Genomic DNA, 19023 nt, shown 5'->3' with positions numbered 1-19023 from the left:
GCGACGGGGGGCGATTTTCAAAGACGCGTTTTGCAAAACTCTCAAAAAGGTTGTTGACACTGAAGTTTGGCAGCGTATATTGCGCCCCGTTCCGGCGGGTTGCGCCGGGCAAATACCACAAGCCCCTATGCCCAGGTGGCGGAATTGGTAGACGCGCTGGCTTCAGGTGCCAGTGGCCGCAAGGTCGTGGAAGTTCGAGTCTTCTCCTGGGCACCATACCCCAGCACATTGATGATGTGCTGGGGTATTGTCGTTCTAGGACCTTTAAAGCCCTAGATACACATGACTTTTGCGTCGCGGCGTATCAAGCACTGTGTTAAGACGACGAAGTATCTGCATAGTTGAGAGTTGTAATGATTTCCTCTCCTTCTGATGGCGTGATGCCTGATGTCAGTTTTGTGCTACCGGTGTTTAACAAGGCAAATGCTTTGCCGTATTTTTTTGAGACATTGATTGCGCAACAGGGTGGGTTTTCGTGCGAGGTAATACTTGTCGATGATGCGTCAACCGATGGATCTCGTGCTGTTTTGGAGGGTTTTGCAAAGCAGTACGATTTTGTTTACGTCATTGCCAATGATGACAATGCCGGTCCCGCGATCCGGCTAAATCAGGGCGCGAAACGCGCGCGTGGCAAATATCTTGCGTTATTTGATTGTGACGAGCTTCTGGCACCCGATGCGGTTGCTGCAATGCTTGAACTTGCCCGAGAGCATGATGCTGACATGGTGCATGGGCAGGGACGCAAGACTGACGCTGTAATTGCTCTGGCAAAGGCTGACTTGATCGGTAACAACGTTGATACCAAAATATTTGACGATGCCTTGGACCGGATTTTAGGGCGAGGCATGGTGAGAATGACTTGGTTGGTTGAGCGTGAGTTGTTTGGAAAGTCGGGAGGATGCGACCCCGATATTTTCATTCAAGATGAGTCTTTGCCTTTGAGATTGTCGTACCATGCTCGTCGGGTTGTTGATGCTGATATGGTTGTGACACTTGTTCCGGACGCGGGCAGTCACCTTTCAAGCAATAAAATGCAGCAGCATCATGATCGTTTTTTTGCCTATGCAAACTTTTTACGCGCCCATCCCGAGCTGGGCTTGGCGAAGCGTCGCAAAGTGTTTGGCAAATGTATTTCTGCCGCACGTAAAGCCAAGCGTGATGGTGCGCCGTTCAATTGGCTTGATCTTCAGCTTCAATATCTGGCAAACAAACTTTCTATTGGCCCTGCTGATTCAACGAGTTTGAACCGCTTCGTGCCTGTTTTTGAACAAATTTCCGGCATCAGGAGGCCGATCAAACCGTGATTTCCGCCCAATCTTCCAGTGTGTTTGATCGCCGTATGCACATTGTTGCGACATTCTTCCTTTGCACGCTCCCAGCCTTCCTGTTGTTTGCGCGTGGCGTTGCTGATGGTGCTTTGGTTTTAATCGGACTGTTGTTTCTCGTGCGTAGTGCCGCGTACCGGGATTGGTATTGGGTGCGAGAAGTAGATATCGCGATCCTTTTGATGATCTGGCTGATCCTGAATATACTGGTTTCACCCTTTGCTGAATTTACAGGCAAAAGTTTCGGGCGATCTGCGAGCTGGATAAGGTTTGTGATTTTCTATGCGGCTGTAACGCGCTGGATTCTGATTGATCAGAAAGCCATTAGTTGGGTTTGCAAGGCTTTTATGATAACGGCTTCTGTCGCGGTTGCTGACGCGTTTTATCAGTTCTTTGTCGGTTATTCCCTGTTGGGGGGGCAGCCTATGGAAGGAGGTCGTCTTACAGGGCCGCTGGATAGACCCAATATCGGTATTTATCTGGCGAAGACTGGTTTCGCCACACTGACTCTGATAGCGGTGCAATTTGTTTCGACATCAAAACATGATAAGCTTTATGTCGCTCTGGCAGCCTTTCCGTTTTTACTCGCAATCATATTCTTAAGTGGAGAACGCACAGCAAGTGTTCTATCTCTTTTGGCAATTAGTTGCGGTCTGTTCGGGCTTTTTTTTGTTGGGGGGAAATGGCGCTATGCGGCAGTGACAATCGCCATATTTGTCGCTGCTGGAATCGGTTCGCTTCTTCTCTTAAGTGATCGCATTCTTGCACGGGTTATGGCGCTCGGGAATGTTGTTAGTGACTATAGCAATTCGATCTATGGTGAGCTGACATCACTTGGTTGGCGCTTGTTTGCGGAACATCCTATTACCGGGACCGGTATGGGAAACTTTGGTCTGGTTTGTCCGAGTTACGAAGCACAAGGCTTGATTAGCGAATGTCATCCCCATCCGCATAACTTCTATGTAGAATGGTTGTCGGATACTGGATTACTGGGCACTTTGCCTTGGTTGGCTTTTGTTGGAATACTTGTTTGGGCTGGGCTGCGCCATTTCCGTAACGGGGATCGCCAAAGTCTGGTCGCTGGTTTGTATTTCGGCACGCTGGTTCTGTCCTTATTCCCGTTAGCGGCAACACAAAGTGCATTTTCAAATTGGCCTGCGATTGTTGCGTGGAATTCGATTGCTGTTGCCGTTGCTGCGTTGCGCTTGTCTGAAAAGCATCAGGTTAAATCTGTGTGATCGATTGGGCTTTTTGCGAAATTTCATCGACGTAAAAAGCTGATCTTTGGTGAGTCTTTTGCGTCGCGACGTTGGTAATGCTGTGTTAAGACAGCGTCAAACCAGCATTCTGGAGAATTGCGATGACCAATTTCCTTCATCATGGAGACTTGCCCGACGGGCTTGATCTTGGCAAAACCGTTGCCATTGACAGTGAAACCATGGGCCTTAATCCGCATCGTGATCGACTTTGTGTGGTCCAGCTTTCGGCGGGTGATGGCGATGCTCATCTGGTGAAGTTTGACGTGGAAAGCTACGAAGCGCCCAACCTTAAAAAGCTTTTGTCCGATCCGTCGGTTTTGAAGCTGTTTCACTTTGGGCGGTTCGATATTGCTGTGATGGACAAGTATCTTGGTGTGCGGTGTGCACCAGTCTATTGCACCAAGATTGCATCCAAACTCGTGCGCACCTACACCGACCGTCATGGTTTAAAAGACCTTGTGCGGGAGTTGGTTGGAATCAACCTCGACAAGCAACAGCAGAGCTCTGACTGGGGTTCTTCTGATCTGTCAGATGAACAGATCGCATATGCCGCGTCCGATGTGCTGTATCTGCACAAGGCCAAGGAAGAGCTTGATCGTCGTTTGGCGCGCGAAGGAAGAACGGAACTGGCGCAGGCCTGTTTTGACTTCTTGCCGACAAGGGCGGCGCTTGATCTTGCTGGCTGGGAAGAGACAGATATTTTTGCCCACTGATTTGACTTTTTTGGTGTGTTGAAATTTTTCCTGGTGAGCCTGCATTGTTAATTCTGCGTCAACGGCCTTTGGCGTAAGGGAATGATCCCTGCGACATCATTAATCTGATCGTTGCTTGCCAGTGCAGATGATCCCGCCCATCTTTCCCCGTAGTTAGTTCCGCCGGGAAACGCATAAAGAAACTGATGACAGTGACCTCGAAACCGCAAAACACGCCTGAACCGGCATCGGAGAAAGACCTTGAAGTCGCCCGCCGAGTTCTGGCAATTGAAGCCGATGCACTCAGAGATCTTGCAAAATCCTTAAACGGTGATTTTTGCAAGGCAATCGATCTGATCGAGAGCCTTGCGGGCCGCCTTGTCGTAACCGGCATGGGTAAAAGTGGTCATATTGCCAAAAAGATCGCAGCAACTTTTGCGTCGACAGGAACGCCATCCTTCTTTGTCCATCCGGCTGAAGCGAGCCATGGCGATTTGGGGATGATTGGCAAAAATGATGCCGTCTTGGCCCTGTCGAATTCAGGCGAAACACCAGAACTGTCAGATATCATCGCGTATACGCGCCGCTTTAACGTGCCATTGATCGGTATGACCCGGCGTCCGGAAAGTTCGCTGGCAGCTCAATGTGATTATCCGCTGATTCTGCCCAATAGCCCGGAAGCCTGCCCGAACAAGCAGGCACCGACGACGTCGACGACAGCGATGCTGGCTTTTGCCGATGCGCTTGCTGTGACATTGATGGAGCGTCGTGGCTTCAGTGCCGATGATTTCCGCACATTCCACCCTGGTGGCAAACTGGGGCAGCGATTGCTGCGTGTTGGTGACGTTATGCATGACGTTGCGGATATTCCACTGATTGAGGAAAATGCGCTGATGTCCGAGGCATTGGTCATCATGACCGGCAAGTCATTTGGCTGTGTCGGTGTGCTGGACGATACAGGCTTGATGAGCGGCATCGTAACGGATGGTGATCTACGCAGGCATATGGCAGACAATCTGGTGGCAATGCGGGTCGGTGATGTGATGACGCGAAATCCCAAGGCGACCAAATCCGACGTTCTGGCTGTCGAGGCGCTTGCGATTATGAATGATCGCAGCATCACGGCCTTGTTTGTCGTTGATGATGCAGGCAAGCCTGTTGGCCTTGTGCATATCCATGACCTTCTGCGTCTGGGGGTTGCGTAATCCATGAGCGAAGAACGGAAGGCCGAGATCGAACGGGCCGCGCGTAATGCGCGCATGAACGATCGTCTTCCGTCCGGGCGGCGGGACGTGCGGATCAATCCGTTTCGCCGTTCGATCGTTAACATGCTGAAACTTGTGCTGCCGTTGATTGCGGCATCGCTTGTTGCTCTTGTTGTGCTGTGGCCACAAATCGAGAAGGTTCAGGAAAGTGGTTTTCGTCTTGGCTTTTCGACCACACCCGATGATTTGATGGAAAATGTTACCATGAGTAATCCGCGCTTTTTTGGCGTGGATGGGAATAAGCAACCCTTCACCGTCACAGCCAACGACGCGGTTGAGCAACCGGAAAACGGCGAGCGGCTGGCACATGTGCATCTTGATGCACCACAGGCTGATATAACGCTTGAAGATGGTTCGTGGATTGCACTTACGGCGGATGAAGGTTTTTATACCGAGTCCGATGAATTGCTTGATCTGGTCGGGACCGTGAATATGTATCACGATCAGGGGTTCGAAATTCATACCGAGCAGGCCGAGATTGCATTGAATAGCGGCAGTGCCAAAGGCAATGAACCTGTCGATGGACAGGGACCGTTCGGGACGATCAAATCTGACACCGGGTTTGAGCTTGAGGACAAGGGTGCCGTGATCCGCTTTTTGGGGAATGCTCGTCTGGTGATTTTCGATAGTGCTTTGAAAGGTAAATCATGATCGCAGTTGCGCGTTTTGCGGTGCGCCGTTTTTTGATGGCGACAGTTTTTGGGGGCGCGCTGCTGGTTCCCTCAGTGGCGGCATATGCCGATCCACTTGGTCTTGCCCAAAGTGGAAGCGGGGGGCTTGAGGTCGAATCCGATAATGGCATTGAATGGCGTCGTAACGAGCAGGTCCTGATTGCGCGAGGTAATGCGGTGGCTAAACGCGGCAATTCCCGTGTTGACGCAGATGAACTGCGTGCCCTTTATCGGGATCGTGACGGTCAAAGCGAGATTTACCGTATCATTGCCACGGGCAACGTAAAACTGTCTTCAGAAACCGATGTCGCAACCGGTGATCAGGCGATCTATGACATTGACGATGCCGTTGTCGTTTTGACGGGTAAAGATCTGCGATACAAAACGCCCAATGAAACCCTGACCGCTGAAGAAAGCCTTGAATACTGGGAAACCGAACGTATGGCGGTTGCGCGTGGTAATGCTGTTGCCGTTGCCGATGATCGTACCCTTCGCGGTGATGTTCTGACGGCACGGTTCGAAGCGGGCAAGAATGGCGAAAACGAACTGAGCCGCATTGACGGTGATGGAAATGTTACTATCCGAACGTCAACCGATTTTGTGGTTGGCAATCAAGGCGTTTATGATGCGAAAACGGGTATCGCAACCCTTGTCGGATCGGTTAAGATCACGCGCGGCGAGAACCAGTTGAATGGGGATCGCGCTGTTGTCGACCTGAATACAGGTGTCAGCCGATTGACCGCCAACGGAAATGGCGATGGCAAAAGCCGCGTCCGCGGTTTGCTTGTGCCGGAAAAAGACGACGAAAACAGCCCGGGCCAATCCGGGAATGGCAACTGACGAAGGGTCGGGAATTTGTTCTGGTCGCGCAAAAGCGGAAAATCCGACAACACACATGTACCAAAGACCGGTAGTGGCAGCAATGCATCCTCCGGTACGGGCCCGCGGCTTGTGACAGCCAACAAGGGGCTGGTGGCGCACAATCTTGGCAAGAGCTTCAAGAAGAGACCGGTGCTTAAAGACGTGTCGATGTCGGTACAACGCGGCGAAGCCGTCGGCCTTCTGGGGCCAAATGGCGCCGGAAAGACAACCAGTTTTTATATCATCACGGGTCTGATTTCTCCGGATCGGGGGAATATTTCGCTTGATGGGCGCGATATCACCATGATGCCGATGTATCAGCGCGCGCGCATGGGAATCGGTTATTTGCCGCAGGAAGCCTCTATTTTCCGTGGGATGACGGTCGAACAGAACATCATGGCGGTTCTGGAGGTCGTGGAAGATGACCGGATCAAGCGTGAACAGAACCTGGAAGATCTTCTGGCGGAATTTGCCATCGAGCATTTGCGCCGCACTCCTGCCCTAGCCTTGTCGGGCGGGGAACGCCGCCGGTGCGAGATTGCACGTGCCCTTGCGGCCCATCCGAACTTCGTTCTGCTAGACGAGCCGCTGGCCGGGATTGACCCGATTGCGGTCGGTGATATTCGCGATCTTGTACGTCATCTAAAAGATCGTGGCATTGGGGTCTTGATTACCGACCACAATGTGCGCGAGACTCTGGACATCATTGACCGGGCATATATCTTGCATGATGGTCGGGTTTTGATGGAAGGTGGTCCTGACGAAATCGTCAGAAATGATGATGTCAGAAGGGTTTATCTGGGTGATCGTTTCAGCCTTTGATCACACACCTTGTTCCTAGGGGGTTCGGATTGACGAGGGGTAGTTCATAATGGCCCTGAAGGCGCGGCTTGATCTTCGTCAGTCTCAGTCTCTCGTCATGACGCCTCAGTTGCAGCAGGCGATCAAACTTCTGCAATTTAACAACATCGAACTTTCCAATTTCATCGATAGTGAATTGCTGGAAAATCCACTGCTGGAACGCGCAGATCCGGGGCAAACCTTTGCCGAAACAGGTGACGGGGCCGTCGGGAATGGCGATCAGGGTATCGATTCTCGTACCAGCGATGATTTTGCGGATCGAGAAGATCGTTTTGGCACCGACCGCCTGACGTCAAGTGAAACCATGAGCACCGGCGATTCCAGTCCGCTCGATTGTGCGCCTGATGCCCTTTACAACGGCGAAGGTGAAATCACTCCCGATGGTGCCCCGGTTGCTGGAAACCATGATTATTCGTCGCCCTATAGCGGCGGAACGGGTGGTGGAGGCAGTGGCGAAGATCTGCCGGGCCTAGAACAGACGCTTGCCGACAAGGCGACACTTCGTCAGTCACTTGATGATCAGCTTAACATCGCGTTTGCGGATGCCATTTCACGCATGATTGGCAGCTACCTGATCGATATGCTTGATGAAAATGGCTATGTCGCCGGGCCTCTTGAAGAGGTTGCCGAGGCACTTGAGTGCGAAATGAGCGATGTATTGCGCGTTCTTGCCGTTATGCAGGGATTTGAGCCAGTGGGCATCTTCGCCCGCGACCTTGCCCAATGCCTCGAACTGCAATTGCGTGAGCTTAATCGGTTTGATCCAGCGATGGCAGCGTTGCTGGCCAATCTGGATTTGCTTGCGCGTCGTGAATTTGATCGCTTGCGCCGGATATGCGGCGTGGATACCGATGATCTTTCGGACATGATTTCCGAAATTCGCACCCTTGATCCGCGTCCGGGGCGAACTGCCGATGGGGAACCGGCAACGCCGGTCATTCCCGATGTTCTGATGCGTGCAGCCGGAAGCGGCAACTGGCATCTTGAACTGAACAGCGATGCATTGCCACGCGTATTGGTGAACGAGGATTACGCCGTAAAGATAGGACAGGGGCTGCGTAATCGCGAGGAACGAAGCTTTCTTAGCGAGAAGCTTCAGAACGCCAATTGGCTGGTAAAGGCACTGCATCAACGTGCTACCACGATCATGAAAGTCGCAAGCGAGATCGTGCGTCAGCAGGATGGATTCTTCAATTACGGCGTGTCGCATTTGCGCCCGTTGATCCTGCGCGATATCGCCGAAGCAATCGGCATGCATGAAAGCACGGTTTCACGGGTGACCAATGGCAAGTTTATGGCGACCCCGCGTGGCGTTTACGAGTTGAAGTACTTTTTCACCACGGCAATTTCATCTGCGGACGGTGGAGATGCGCATTCTTCTGAATCTGTGCGTCATCGTATCAAGTCATTGATAGACGGGGAAGATCCGAAAAAGATTTTGTCTGATGACAAACTTGTCGAGCTGCTTCAAAAGGAAGGGATCGACATCGCCCGCCGAACAGTGGCAAAATACCGCGAAGCGATGAGAATTCCCTCGTCGGTCCAGCGACGGCGCGAAAAAAAGTCGCGAGTTTCCTAGTCAGTCAAACACTGCAAAATATACCTTAAGGTATTGTATATTCAGCAATAATACCCAAATGTTGACTTGGCATTAACGAGGGAATATGGTGCGGCCTCCTGATTGAGGGGCACTGAATGTCCATATGTACTGGGAAGTCACTCAACTGGGGATAGGCGATCCATGCAAATTACGGTTATTGGTAAACAACTCGACGTTGGTAACGCACTCCGTCAACACGTCGTCGAGACGTTGGACCCTGCGGTAGAGAAATATTTCGATCACGCGATCGAAGCCACGGTGACCATCACCAAAGAGGCACATCTCTACATCACGCAGATATCGGTCCATGTCGGCAAGGGCATGTTGGTTCAGGCGAAGGCATCGGCGAATGAAGTGTATCCTGCCTTCGATTCCGCCTGTGATCGTGTCGCTAAACAGCTGCGACGCTACAAGCGGCGTCTGCGTGACCATCATACCAACCGTGATCAGTATGAGCAGGCAAGAATTGATGCGACACATTATGTGATCGCACAGGAAGACGACGATCATTCAGATGACGAACATGTCAACGGCTTCGAGCCTGTGATCGTCGCTGAAACACCGGATCGCATTGATACGCTCTCTGTTGGAGAAGCTGTTATGCGGCTCGACTTGGGGGACATTCCGGCACTTATGTTCCGGAATGGCAAACATGGCGGATTGAATGTTGTATATCGTCGTGCTGACGGCAATATCGGGTGGCTTGACCCATCCGATAAGGAGGCTGGTGCAGCGTGACGGATACAGATTCTTCCGAGCCAAACAACGCAACGCGAAAAATGGACATATCATCGATTCTTTCCCCTTCGGGGGTAATACCGGCCCTGCGGTCCGGTGCGAAAAAGGCTGTCCTTGAGGAACTTGCCGAAAAGGCAGCTGACGTCACCGGGCGTGAAGCGGGCGAGATTTTTTCCGTTTTGCTTGACCGTGAAAAACTTGGCAGCACCGGCGTAGGTGGTGGTGTCGCGATTCCGCACGGCAAGCTGGCGGATCTTGACCGGTTGCACATGATCTTTGCGCGTGCTCAGAACCCGATTGAGTTCGATGCCGTTGACGAACATCCTGTCGATTTGTTTTGCATGCTGATTGCTCCGGAAGAAGCTGGTGCAGATCACCTGAAAGCACTGGCGCGTATTTCCCGCCTTCTGCGTAATCAGGGCATGTGCGATAAGTTGCGCGGTGCGGGTTCTGCGGATGCAATCTATGCACTGCTGACACAGGATGAGGCTGAACAGGCCGCCTGAGCGTCGTGACATCAGAAGATCTGAAACCGGGTGCCATTATGTGGTGCCCGGTTTTATTTTGCCTTGATGAATAACTGTTGGTTACCCGTCTTCGTTCATCGCTGCTGCGTGCGCGGCTTTTTCTGCGGTATTCTGTGTCATCAGCCTACCGGCCAAGACAACGAGATACAGCACGGGTATGCCAATCAGGGCTGTGCCAATAAAGAACCAGCTGTAACCGAGCGCATCGACGACACTGCCCGAAAATCCGGCAAGGATTTTGGGGAACAGGGTCATGATCGAGCTAAAGATCGCATATTGCATGGCGGTAAAGGAAATATTGGTCAGGCCCGACAGGTAGGCGATGAAGGCGGCTGTTGCAAGACCACCTGACAGGTTGTCGGCCATAATCACACCAGCAAACATGATCGTGTTCGGGCCCAGATGAGCCATAATTGCAAACAGGATGTTGGTAATTGCCGAGAGAAGTGCGCCAAAAAACAGGATACGCACGACCCCGTAGCGAACCGAAAGAAGGCCGCCAAGGAAGCTGCCTGCAATGGTCATGAACAGGCCAAATGTTTTGGAAACAGCTGCTATTTCTTCCTTGGAAAAGCCCAGATCGGTATAGAAAACATTTGCCATGACCCCCATGACAATATCGGCAATCCGATAGACGCCAATGAGTGCCAGCACAACTATCGCAGCCTTGCCATAGCGGTCTATGAAATCCTTAACCGGTGCGAGATAGGTTTCCTGAACCATGCCGGTTGGGGTTACGCCGACACGGGTGGTCAGCCATGCGACAAGGATTGCGGCTGCGACAGAGATGGCTAGTTTGAGAAACCCGGCGATGAAACCAGCCAGTTCGTCGATCATTCCGTTTTCGACTAAAGCCGTTTTTAACGGCTCGGTCAGGTTGCTGGCATAAATGTTGGCAATGATGAAGGCGATCACAGTCAGCGCAAACATCAGAAGGAAACGACCGTAATCGGATGTTTTATGAAAATACTTGCTGTCAGTCCGATTTACGGTGGGTTCGCGAATGATCAGCGTGGTGATAACGCCGATCCCCATGGCCAGAGCCATGCAGCCATAGGCAATTGTCCAAGCAATCGGCTCATAACTGCCTTCGGCCTCAAATAGTCCGGCAATGGTCAATGCTCCGGCACCGGCGACAATCATTCCGATACGATACCCACCGATATAGGCCGAGCTCATCATGGCTTGCAGGTCGGTATCTGCTGCCTCGATGCGATAGGCGTCAATCACGATGTCCTGTGTTGCCGATGCAAAGCCAAGCGCAACAGCAGCAACGGCCATAATAGTCAGGTTTTCGGCCGGATCGGTAAAGCCCATCCAAAGGATGGCGCCGATAATGGCGCATTGTGCAATAATCAGCCAGCTTCGCCGACGTCCAAGAACCCCATGCAAAATCGGGAACGGCAGCCGGTCAATAAGGGGGGCCCAGACAAATTTGAAAGAATAACCAAGGGCGGCCCAGCTGAAATAGGTGACAGTAGAACGTTCCACCCCGGCTTCGCGTAGCCAGATCGATAGGGTTGAGAAAATCAGCAGAATGGGAATCCCGGCCGACAGTCCCATGAACAGCATGGTAATCACGCGTGGATGAATGAACGCCCGAAATGAATCACCCCAACTGCGCAAGGCTGAGTCGTGCATTGATATTCCCCGTCTGAATGCGGCCTTGTGAGAAATTAGGGGAAACACGTTAAGGAATGCCGAAACGGTGCAGGCGATTGTATGTCTCGTCCTGAAATACGTTGTCAGCTATAGGCGCAGACAAAGGTCGACTTCGGGACGAGACCCCTTATGAAAAAGGCGCGAACATCATAACAAATGTTCGTGCCTCTCAATGTATAAGGGCCGCCCAAGCAGGCGACCCTTCTAAATCACGATCCAAACCAGTTTAAACGGTTTCGGATTCCGCTTTGCGGCTTTCGCGTTTGCGCACGTTCGGGTCGAGGTGCAGCTTGCGAATACGGATGCTTTGCGGGGTAACTTCGACCAGTTCGTCGTTCTGGATATAAGCCAGCGCTTCTTCAAGCGACATACGACGCGGCGGGGTCAGGGTGATGGCATCATCCTTGCCTGATGCGCGGACGTTGGTCAGTTTTTTGCCCTTGAGAATGTTAACTTCAAGGTCGTTGTTACGGTTGTGTTCGCCGATGATCATGCCTTCATAGACACGTTCGCCCGGATTGATGAACATCGAACCGCGATCTTCCAGACCCCAAAGGGCATAGGCAACCGCATCGCCCTGATCGTTCGAAATCAGAACACCATTACGACGACCTGCAATCGAACCTTTGACCGGACCATAGGAATGGAACACACGGTTCATCACACCGGTACCGCGGGTATCGGTCAGGAATTCGCCATGATAACCGATCAGGCCACGCGACGGTGCCAAGAACATGATACGGGTCTTGCCGCCACCGCTTGAGCGCATGTCGGTCATTTCGGCCTTGCGCAGGCTCATCTTTTCAACGACGGCACCGGCAAATTCTTCGTCCACGTCGACCTGGACTTCTTCGAACGGCTCGGACAGGACGCCGTCGATTTCCTTGATCAGAACGCGCGGACGCGAGATCGACAGTTCGTAACCTTCGCGACGCATGGTTTCGATCAGAACGCCAAGCTGAAGTTCGCCACGACCGGCAACTTCAAAGGCGTCCTTATCCGCAGTTTCCGACAGCTGAATGGCAATGTTGCCTTCGACTTCGCGTTCCAGACGGGCACGGATCATGCGCGATGTAACCTTGTCGCCTTCCTGCCCAGCAAGCGGAGAGTTGTTGACCGAGAAAGTCATGGCAAGGGTCGGCGGATCAATCGGCTGGCTTGAAATTGCACTGGTGACTTCCGGTGCGCAGATGGTGTCGGCAACGGTTGCGTCGGTCAGACCGGCAATCGCGATGATGTCACCTGCAACAGCTTCTTCCTGCGGGACACGATCAAGTCCACGGAAACCCATCAATTTCGAAAGACGACCGGTTTCGACAGTGCCATCACCACGAAGAACCTTGACCGGCATGTTAAGTTTTGCGCGGCCCTGTGCGACACGGCCAGTCAGGATACGGCCAAGGAAGTTGTCAGCATGCAGCATGGTCGCAATCATTGCGAAGGGCGCGTCAACTTCTACCTTCGGTGCCGGCACATAGTTCAGAACCAGGTTCATCAGCGGTGTCAGGTTTTCTTTCGGGCCTTCCGGTGCCTCGGCAGCCCAGCCATCACGACCGGAGGCATACAGAACCGGGAAATCAAGCTGTTCGTCATTGGCTTCAAGCGACACGAACAGATCAAATATCTCGTCGAGAACTTCTTCTGCGCGCTGGTCCGGGCGGTCGATCTTGTTGATGATCACGATTGGCTTCAGGCCGAGTTTCAGGGCTTTACCCAGAACGAATTTAGTCTGTGGCATCGGGCCTTCGGCCGAGTCAACCAGCAGAACAACACCGTCAACCATCGACAGGATACGTTCGACTTCACCACCGAAATCGGCGTGGCCCGGGGTATCGACGATATTGATACGTGTATCGCCCCACTGAATTGCGGTCGGCTTTGCCATGATGGTGATGCCGCGTTCGCGTTCCAGATCGTTACTGTCCATGGCGCGTTCATCAACACGCTGGTTGTCACGATAAACACCAGATTGACGGAACATCGCGTCGACGAGGGTGGTTTTGCCATGGTCGACGTGTGCGATAATGGCGATATTGCGCAAGTTCATTGGCGCGGACTCCAGAATAAAAATGCCGCGCGCCGGGATACATCCCTTGCGCATCGGTCAGTAAAAGTTTCAAGGCCAGTAGATATTCAGCTGCCGCAGGACCGGTGTTGCCCGGTCGGCAAGTTCAAACCCGCGCATTAGCGCAGCACTGCACATGCTGAATGTTTACTGGTCCAAAAGACAAATTGCAGTTTGGCTCGGAAGCCGCCCTGTCATAGCCAATGTCGAGGCGAATGACCAGCCTTGTGCATGCCATGCGGGGTTGATTTTTATGCAATGCCGGGTTCTTGCGCTATTAACTGGAGAAAGTCAATCTTTGTGTGCATTGCAAAACGGCAGAATACCGGCGATTGGTACAAAAGAAACGGGACGGCAACCAAATGTTGCCATCCCGTGAATTTTATCGTGAGACCATGGCGAAGGGTCAAAGAGTCTTCGCAACCAGTTCCTTAAGGTCTGCATCGGGGCGTGCGCCCATATGCGAAATCACTTCGGCAGCACAAATCGAGCCAAGGCGACCACATGTCGCAAGACTATCGCCACGTGTGTAGCCAGAAAGGAAGCCCGATGCGAAAAGATCACCTGCGCCGGTGGTGTCAATCACCTGGGCAACCGGTTCGGCATCAACCTGTATGACTTCGTCATCCGATACAATGACCGAACCTTTTTCACTGCGGGTCAGGGCTGCGACTTTGCAGTGTTTACGGACTTCCGCCAGGGCTTCTTCGAAGGTGTCGACCTCATAAAGCGATTTGATCTCGTCTTCGTTGGCAAACAGTACGTCGATATGATTATGGACCAGATCGCGGAATGATTCACGATGACGGTCGACACAAAAGGAATCGGACAGGCTGATCGAAACCTGTCGTCCGGCATCGTGCGCGACCTGTGCGGCCTTGATGAAAGCTTCCTTCGCTTCGGGGCGATCCCAAAGATATCCTTCCATGTAGGTGACCTTGGCCGATGCGATTAGTTCGGCATCGATATCATCCGGGCCAAGCTCCGTGCAGGCACCAAGGAAGGTATTCATGGTACGATGACCATCCGGTGTCACGAAAATCAGGCAGCGCGCCGTTGGGGAGCCGCTTGTTGCCGGGGTCGAATTAAAGGAAACGCCGATGGCACGGATATCGTGGCGGAAAACCTCACCCAGCTGATCGTTACGCACTTTGCCAATATAAGCACCTTTGCCGCCAAGAGCCGCAATCCCCGCCATGGTATTGCCAGCGGATCCACCGGACATTTCAAGACCTGGGCCCATTTGGGCGTAAAGACTGTCGGCGGTTTCGGCGTCGATCAGAGTCATGGCGTTCTTTACAAGGTTCAAACGGCCAAGGTCTTCTTCCTTGCAGTGAGAAAGAACGTCGACAATGGCATTGCCGATTCCGACGACGTCGAATTTGGTGTCACTCATTGACTTGAATTTCCTAAGCTTTTTTCGGTATTTCCCGACAGTTAAGGTTCGGCAAGTCATAGTGCTTGGCTGCCATCGCCTTATATGGGTCGGATGATCTGGAGCGGGAGTATAGAGAATGAAAATCGTGGTGCAAGCATCGCGACCGTTTCGCGTCCGGTCTTTTAACCCTGTGTTAAGGACGTGAGAAACTGCATCCGTAGTTTTTCACGTGGCTTTCCGAAATCAATTCCATCTTTGTTGACCGAGATTTTTTTGCGATTGTCGGAAATTGATTCGTCGCACCCTGGTCGCCGATTCCACGATGCGCAGAAAACCGCGATTTGTGACTCCTCCAAGACATGATGAGGGCTCTTTACCTATTGTTTGCCGATGTGATGTCTTTAGCGCTCTGTTGTCACTCACAAATCTGACTATAAGATCGTTTTATTTATCTTAATTATGAAATTAGCAAAGATAAGAGATGTGTTAAAATTCAAACAGACTGGTATGTCTTCATCTAGATATATATAAAATTCCTAAAAATTATAATATAGTAACATTTAATCAATCTTATTCTAGGAAAAATAGCGGTTAAGTCTGAAGTGGCTTCCCCGTGCCTTGACACTACTGAGGAGTTCAGGGTTGACCGGAATCAGGATTGTCCGAGGGATTTTTGTGATCAGTGTTTTGCGACCGGATCGGATATAGCTGCACTGGCGCATCTGAATTTGGCACGTCGCGCGTGTCATTCTTGCGGTCAGAAGATTGATGACCGAGGCGATCACGCAGTTCTTCGACAACAGCACTTATGCGGACCCGATGCATCGGGTCCTTACACAGTTCAACGAACCGGGTGAAGGCATGGAGTGCTTTTGCATCTTCGTGCAGGCGGGCGTGAAGCGCACCGAGCTGATGCCAAAGCCCATCATGGTCAGGTGCAATCAGCAAGCTGTTTTCAATCACACGCGCGGCAAGGGCCAGTTCACCCCGCCGAAGGGCCCTAACCTTTATATTGTTTTGAAGTCGTAACAATATTGCAATATCAGATGCTTCACGATAATGAGCGGGTTGCAGTTCTGCATCTAGCCCCTGAAACGCCTTCAACAACTCGCGTAACTCGGCAGAACCCAATGTGATGCCGCCATGGAAGGGATCGATCATTCTTCGCGCCCCCCCGGATTGCAGACGCAGCAGAAAGTGACCAGGAAAATCGATGCCCGTGATCTCTATCTGGCAACGTTTGGCAACATGCACGTAAAGCAAGGCGAGTGCCACAGGCAGACCGCGCTTACGATCAATGACCGACATCAGATCCGCATTCGCGATATCGTCGTAATTTTCCGCATCGCCCTGAAACTGATAGTAACCGGGGATAATATCCTGCATGGCTTGCACGATAAGATCGATGGCGGCATGGTTCTGATCTTCGTTGTCTGTTTGCACAGACAGGGTGGCAATCCGTTTTCGGACATCGTCGGAAATGACTTCCAGCAAATCGATATAGGGGGCGATATCCCGGCCGGGGTCATTCAGGCGCGCAAAGTGCAATGCGGCTTCTGCAACAGTTGCATCGGGATATTGGCCTTTACCGTAATCGGTAAGCCATTGGCGATCATTTGCGGTGATGTCCTTTTCCCGATCAATAATAATGCTTAGGTCCTCTGACGTTGGGGGTCATCCTTCAGTCTTACATGACTGACAACTCGCCTGACATAACTGGTGCCGCGCGCGTGAGCGATGACAAGGTTGCGCTCACGTTCGCTTTGCGCGATTCCCATGATATGGACGGTACCATTGATGGTTTCGACACTGTAGTTAATCGCATAGACGTCTGTGTCAAACATCAGTGCGGTTTTGATGCGGGTCGTGATCAAAAGATCACTGGCGCTGTCCATTAAACTGCTGCCTTGACCAACATTGATTTCGTTAATGACGCGGTTTACGCCATTGACCTGCCAGGCCAACTCGACCGCTTTAAGTTCGCTGTCGGTATTATCGACTGTCCCGGCAAGCAGAACTTCACCCTCAACCACTTCGATTTCGATCCGGCGAAACAGGTTTTCATCTTCGGTCAGGAACTTCTGCCAGATCTCGGCCGTGATTGCGGTATCGCTGACCGCGCCGCCAAATCCGCGTTCTTGTAGGGCGGCCACACCGGCAGTTGCACCTGCACCCACTGCAAGAGACGTGCATCCCGCAAGTGGCATAAAAGCAAGGATCACCAGAACGGGTCCTGCCTGCGCAATATAATTCCTGACTTTAACAACACGGCCCTTTGACCGTCGCAATGTGCGTGACAGCAATGTCATCTATCGGTTTCTCGCCCCGCGTTCCCCCGTCGTCTCAACTGCCAATATGAGCGCAGCCGGTTAAGGAGTTTTAAACTCGAAGCGCGGTTTGACCGATTAATGACTTTTTTCGCATGTGAGTTCGGCCCAACGGCCGGGTGTGATACCAAATGCACGTTTGAAATGCCGATTAAGATGGCTTTGATCAGCAAATCCGGTATCGCCCGCAATATCGACCAGCGGCTGGCGAAGACTGATAAGGGTACGCGCTTTTTGCAGGCGACGCATCATCAGATAACGATAGGGTGTTGTCCCAAAACAGGCACGGAATTGACGGATAAGACGATATCTATCAAGCCCTGTGACCTCTTCAAGCTCGGCGGACTGTACCGGGCGATCAAAGTTGTCCTCAAGATATTGTCTGGCCCGTTCCATGCGTTCCAACGCCAGAAAGCCAATCGGTTTCATTGAGTTTTTGGCGTGACGCGCAAGGCCGGTGGCGATGTCAGAGATAAATTGATCTATCAGAAGCGGATCAACATCTTCATCAAGATGGGCGAGCACCGAGGCAAGTGTTGCGGCCAACTGCGAGTCGGCAATGACGGGATCAGAAACAAAGGGCAGGGAAGCCGTATCCGTGCCAAGGCCCTGCCGTAGCAGTGATGGTTCGAGATAAAGCATGCGATAGCGCAAACCGTCCTCGGTTCCTGCACCTCCGTCATGGACCTCGTCGGGGTGAAGGATGATCACATTACCGGGCTGACTGGCACAGGAGGAGCCGCGATAGTTGAAGGTCTGAACGCCCTGCATGGTGATGCCCAGCGCATAGGTATCGTGACGATGGGGGGCAAACATATTACCAAAGAAAAGGGCTTCCATTCGCTCGATCCCCGGCAGCGGGGCCGCAGAAATGAAGTGCTCGCGCGGTTTGCACAAACGTTCAAGACCGTCAGATGGGGTTTGGTTTAAAGAATCCAGCATTACGGTTTTCCCGATAACCTCCCGAACCTGAAAATCAACGGATGTGCAAATGTTTGATACCAAAGTCGCCATTGTTCTTCGCAATGATCTCGAAAATTGGCAATCGCTGAATGTGACGGCATTTTTAATGAGCGGTATTGTCGCCCAGTTTCCCGAAATCATCGGGGAACCCTATAAAGACCGTGACAATAATATCTATAACCCCTTGTTCCGCCAACCTGCGATCGTTCTGTCGGCTGATGCCGTGACAATGGCAAAGATTCACCGCCGTGCCCTTGAGCGTGGGGTAACCACATCTCTTTATGTCGAAGAGATGTTTTCAACCGGTCATGACGAAGCCAATCGCGATGCTTTCGGGCAATTTTCGCCAGAGGATGCCAAAGCGGTCGGAATTGCTTTGCGCGCGGAAAAACGGGTGACTGACAAAATCATCAAGGGCGCAAAGATGCATCCATGATTATCTGATCACAGCGTCCAGGCGTTTTTCAAATGCCTGATACGCCAGCCGTTCCGTACGGCTATGATGTCAAAACGCAAATCGCCATGATGCCCTATGTTTGAGGCGAATTTTGAAAGAGCGCGGGCAATGCGTTGTTGCTGTTTGGGGCGCAAAGCATGCAGCGCATCGTCGAGGTTAGCGCGATTTTTGACTTCGATTGCGGCGATCAGATCGCCTTTTTTGACGATGATATCGATTTCGCCGACCGGGCAGCGATACCGGGTTTGGAGAATACGATAACCGCATAGCCGAAGCCACATTGCGCATAACCATTCTGCACGTCTACCGGCCAGCTCGGCCTTGCGACGGTCATATCGGCCTGTGTCACTTGTTGTCCGGGCGGATTTCATG

Annotated in this window: 18 protein-coding genes and 1 tRNA gene; 12 read left to right on the top strand and 7 right to left on the bottom strand. The window is 52.1% G+C overall.

Annotation, left to right across the window (positions count from 1 at the left end; genetic code table 11):
• The first annotated feature begins 129 nt into the window (after positions 1-129).
• The 11 genes from TH468_RS06345 (at position 130) to ptsN (ending at position 9778) form a co-directional block, all read left to right on the top strand.
• Positions 130-216, top strand: a tRNA-Leu gene (locus TH468_RS06345).
• A gap of 137 nt (positions 217-353) precedes the next feature.
• Entirely contained in the window at positions 354-1304 is a 951-nt protein-coding gene (locus tag TH468_RS06340) for a glycosyltransferase family 2 protein (protein ID WP_246832235.1), read from the top strand.
• Positions 1301-2563, top strand: a complete 1263-nt coding sequence (locus TH468_RS06335; protein ID WP_085642701.1) for an O-antigen ligase — start codon at positions 1301-1303, stop codon at positions 2561-2563. The genes TH468_RS06340 and TH468_RS06335 overlap by 4 nt, the downstream gene beginning before the upstream one ends.
• A 122-nt stretch (positions 2564-2685) precedes the next feature.
• A complete protein-coding gene (locus TH468_RS06330) occupies positions 2686-3297 on the top strand; it encodes a ribonuclease D (RefSeq protein ID WP_085642700.1) in 612 nt (203 codons plus the stop codon).
• 185 nt (positions 3298-3482) lie between these two features.
• On the top strand, positions 3483-4481 hold the full coding sequence (locus tag TH468_RS06325; protein WP_085642699.1) for an SIS domain-containing protein: 999 nt from the start codon (positions 3483-3485) through the stop codon (positions 4479-4481).
• A 3-nt stretch (positions 4482-4484) separates the two neighbouring features.
• Complete coding sequence (lptC, locus tag TH468_RS06320) at positions 4485-5192, top strand: LPS export ABC transporter periplasmic protein LptC (protein WP_085642698.1); 708 nt, start codon at positions 4485-4487, stop codon at positions 5190-5192.
• A complete protein-coding gene (locus tag TH468_RS06315; protein WP_085642697.1) occupies positions 5189-6052 on the top strand; it encodes an LptA/OstA family protein in 864 nt (287 codons plus the stop codon). Before lptC ends, TH468_RS06315 begins: the two co-directional genes overlap by 4 nt.
• A 111-nt stretch (positions 6053-6163) precedes the next feature.
• Positions 6164-6895 (top strand): LPS export ABC transporter ATP-binding protein, encoded by a 732-nt coding sequence (lptB, locus tag TH468_RS06310; RefSeq protein ID WP_246832234.1) that lies wholly within the window; start codon positions 6164-6166, stop codon positions 6893-6895.
• Positions 6896-6944: 49 nt separating this feature from the next.
• Positions 6945-8513, top strand: a complete 1569-nt coding sequence (gene rpoN, locus TH468_RS06305; protein WP_085642695.1) for an RNA polymerase factor sigma-54 — start codon at positions 6945-6947, stop codon at positions 8511-8513.
• 162 nt (positions 8514-8675) lie between these two features.
• Positions 8676-9272, top strand: a complete 597-nt coding sequence (hpf, locus tag TH468_RS06300; RefSeq protein WP_037988948.1) for a ribosome hibernation-promoting factor, HPF/YfiA family — start codon at positions 8676-8678, stop codon at positions 9270-9272.
• A 41-nt stretch (positions 9273-9313) separates the two neighbouring features.
• Positions 9314-9778, top strand: coding sequence for a PTS IIA-like nitrogen regulatory protein PtsN (gene ptsN / locus TH468_RS06295; protein WP_007088574.1), 465 nt, complete (start codon positions 9314-9316; stop codon positions 9776-9778).
• 81 nt (positions 9779-9859) lie between these two features.
• Here ptsN and TH468_RS06290 read toward each other — a convergent pair whose 3' ends face one another.
• From TH468_RS06290 to TH468_RS06265, 6 genes are all read right to left on the bottom strand, one after another.
• Entirely contained in the window at positions 9860-11440 is a 1581-nt protein-coding gene (locus tag TH468_RS06290; protein WP_085642694.1) for an MFS transporter, read from the bottom strand.
• Positions 11441-11687: 247 nt separating this feature from the next.
• Complete coding sequence (typA, locus tag TH468_RS06285; protein ID WP_085643013.1) at positions 11688-13508, bottom strand: translational GTPase TypA; 1821 nt, start codon at positions 13506-13508, stop codon at positions 11688-11690.
• 424 nt (positions 13509-13932) lie between these two features.
• The gene (locus tag TH468_RS06280) at positions 13933-14922 is read right to left on the bottom strand and encodes an adenosine kinase (RefSeq protein WP_085642693.1); all 990 of its coding nucleotides are present in this window, start codon (positions 14920-14922) and stop codon (positions 13933-13935) included.
• A 618-nt stretch (positions 14923-15540) separates the two neighbouring features.
• Positions 15541-16452 (bottom strand): SirB1 family protein, encoded by a 912-nt coding sequence (locus tag TH468_RS06275; RefSeq protein ID WP_085642692.1) that lies wholly within the window; start codon positions 16450-16452, stop codon positions 15541-15543.
• A gap of 104 nt (positions 16453-16556) precedes the next feature.
• On the bottom strand, positions 16557-17213 hold the full coding sequence (locus TH468_RS06270) for a BON domain-containing protein (RefSeq protein WP_085642691.1): 657 nt from the start codon (positions 17211-17213) through the stop codon (positions 16557-16559).
• A gap of 96 nt (positions 17214-17309) precedes the next feature.
• Positions 17310-18173 carry an AraC family transcriptional regulator gene (locus tag TH468_RS06265; protein ID WP_085642690.1) on the bottom strand — a complete coding sequence of 288 codons (864 nt, stop codon included), beginning with the start codon at positions 18171-18173 and terminating at the stop codon, positions 17310-17312.
• Positions 18174-18222: 49 nt separating this feature from the next.
• On the opposite strand from TH468_RS06265, the gene TH468_RS06260 reads away from it, so the two are divergent.
• Positions 18223-18630: a DUF2000 family protein gene (locus TH468_RS06260; protein ID WP_085642689.1), complete on the top strand. Its 408-nt coding sequence runs from the start codon at positions 18223-18225 to the stop codon at positions 18628-18630.
• Positions 18631-18638: 8 nt separating this feature from the next.
• Here the strand turns inward: TH468_RS06260 and TH468_RS06255 are convergent, their stop codons facing one another.
• The gene (locus TH468_RS06255) at positions 18639-19022 is read right to left on the bottom strand and encodes a YraN family protein (protein ID WP_085642688.1); all 384 of its coding nucleotides are present in this window, start codon (positions 19020-19022) and stop codon (positions 18639-18641) included.
• Position 19023 lies beyond the last annotated feature (1 nt).

Source organism: Thalassospira sp. MCCC 1A03138 (assembly GCF_002115785.1).
Taxonomy (GTDB): Bacteria; Pseudomonadota; Alphaproteobacteria; order Rhodospirillales; family Thalassospiraceae; genus Thalassospira.
This window is presented reverse-complemented; position numbering and strand designations above follow the sequence as displayed.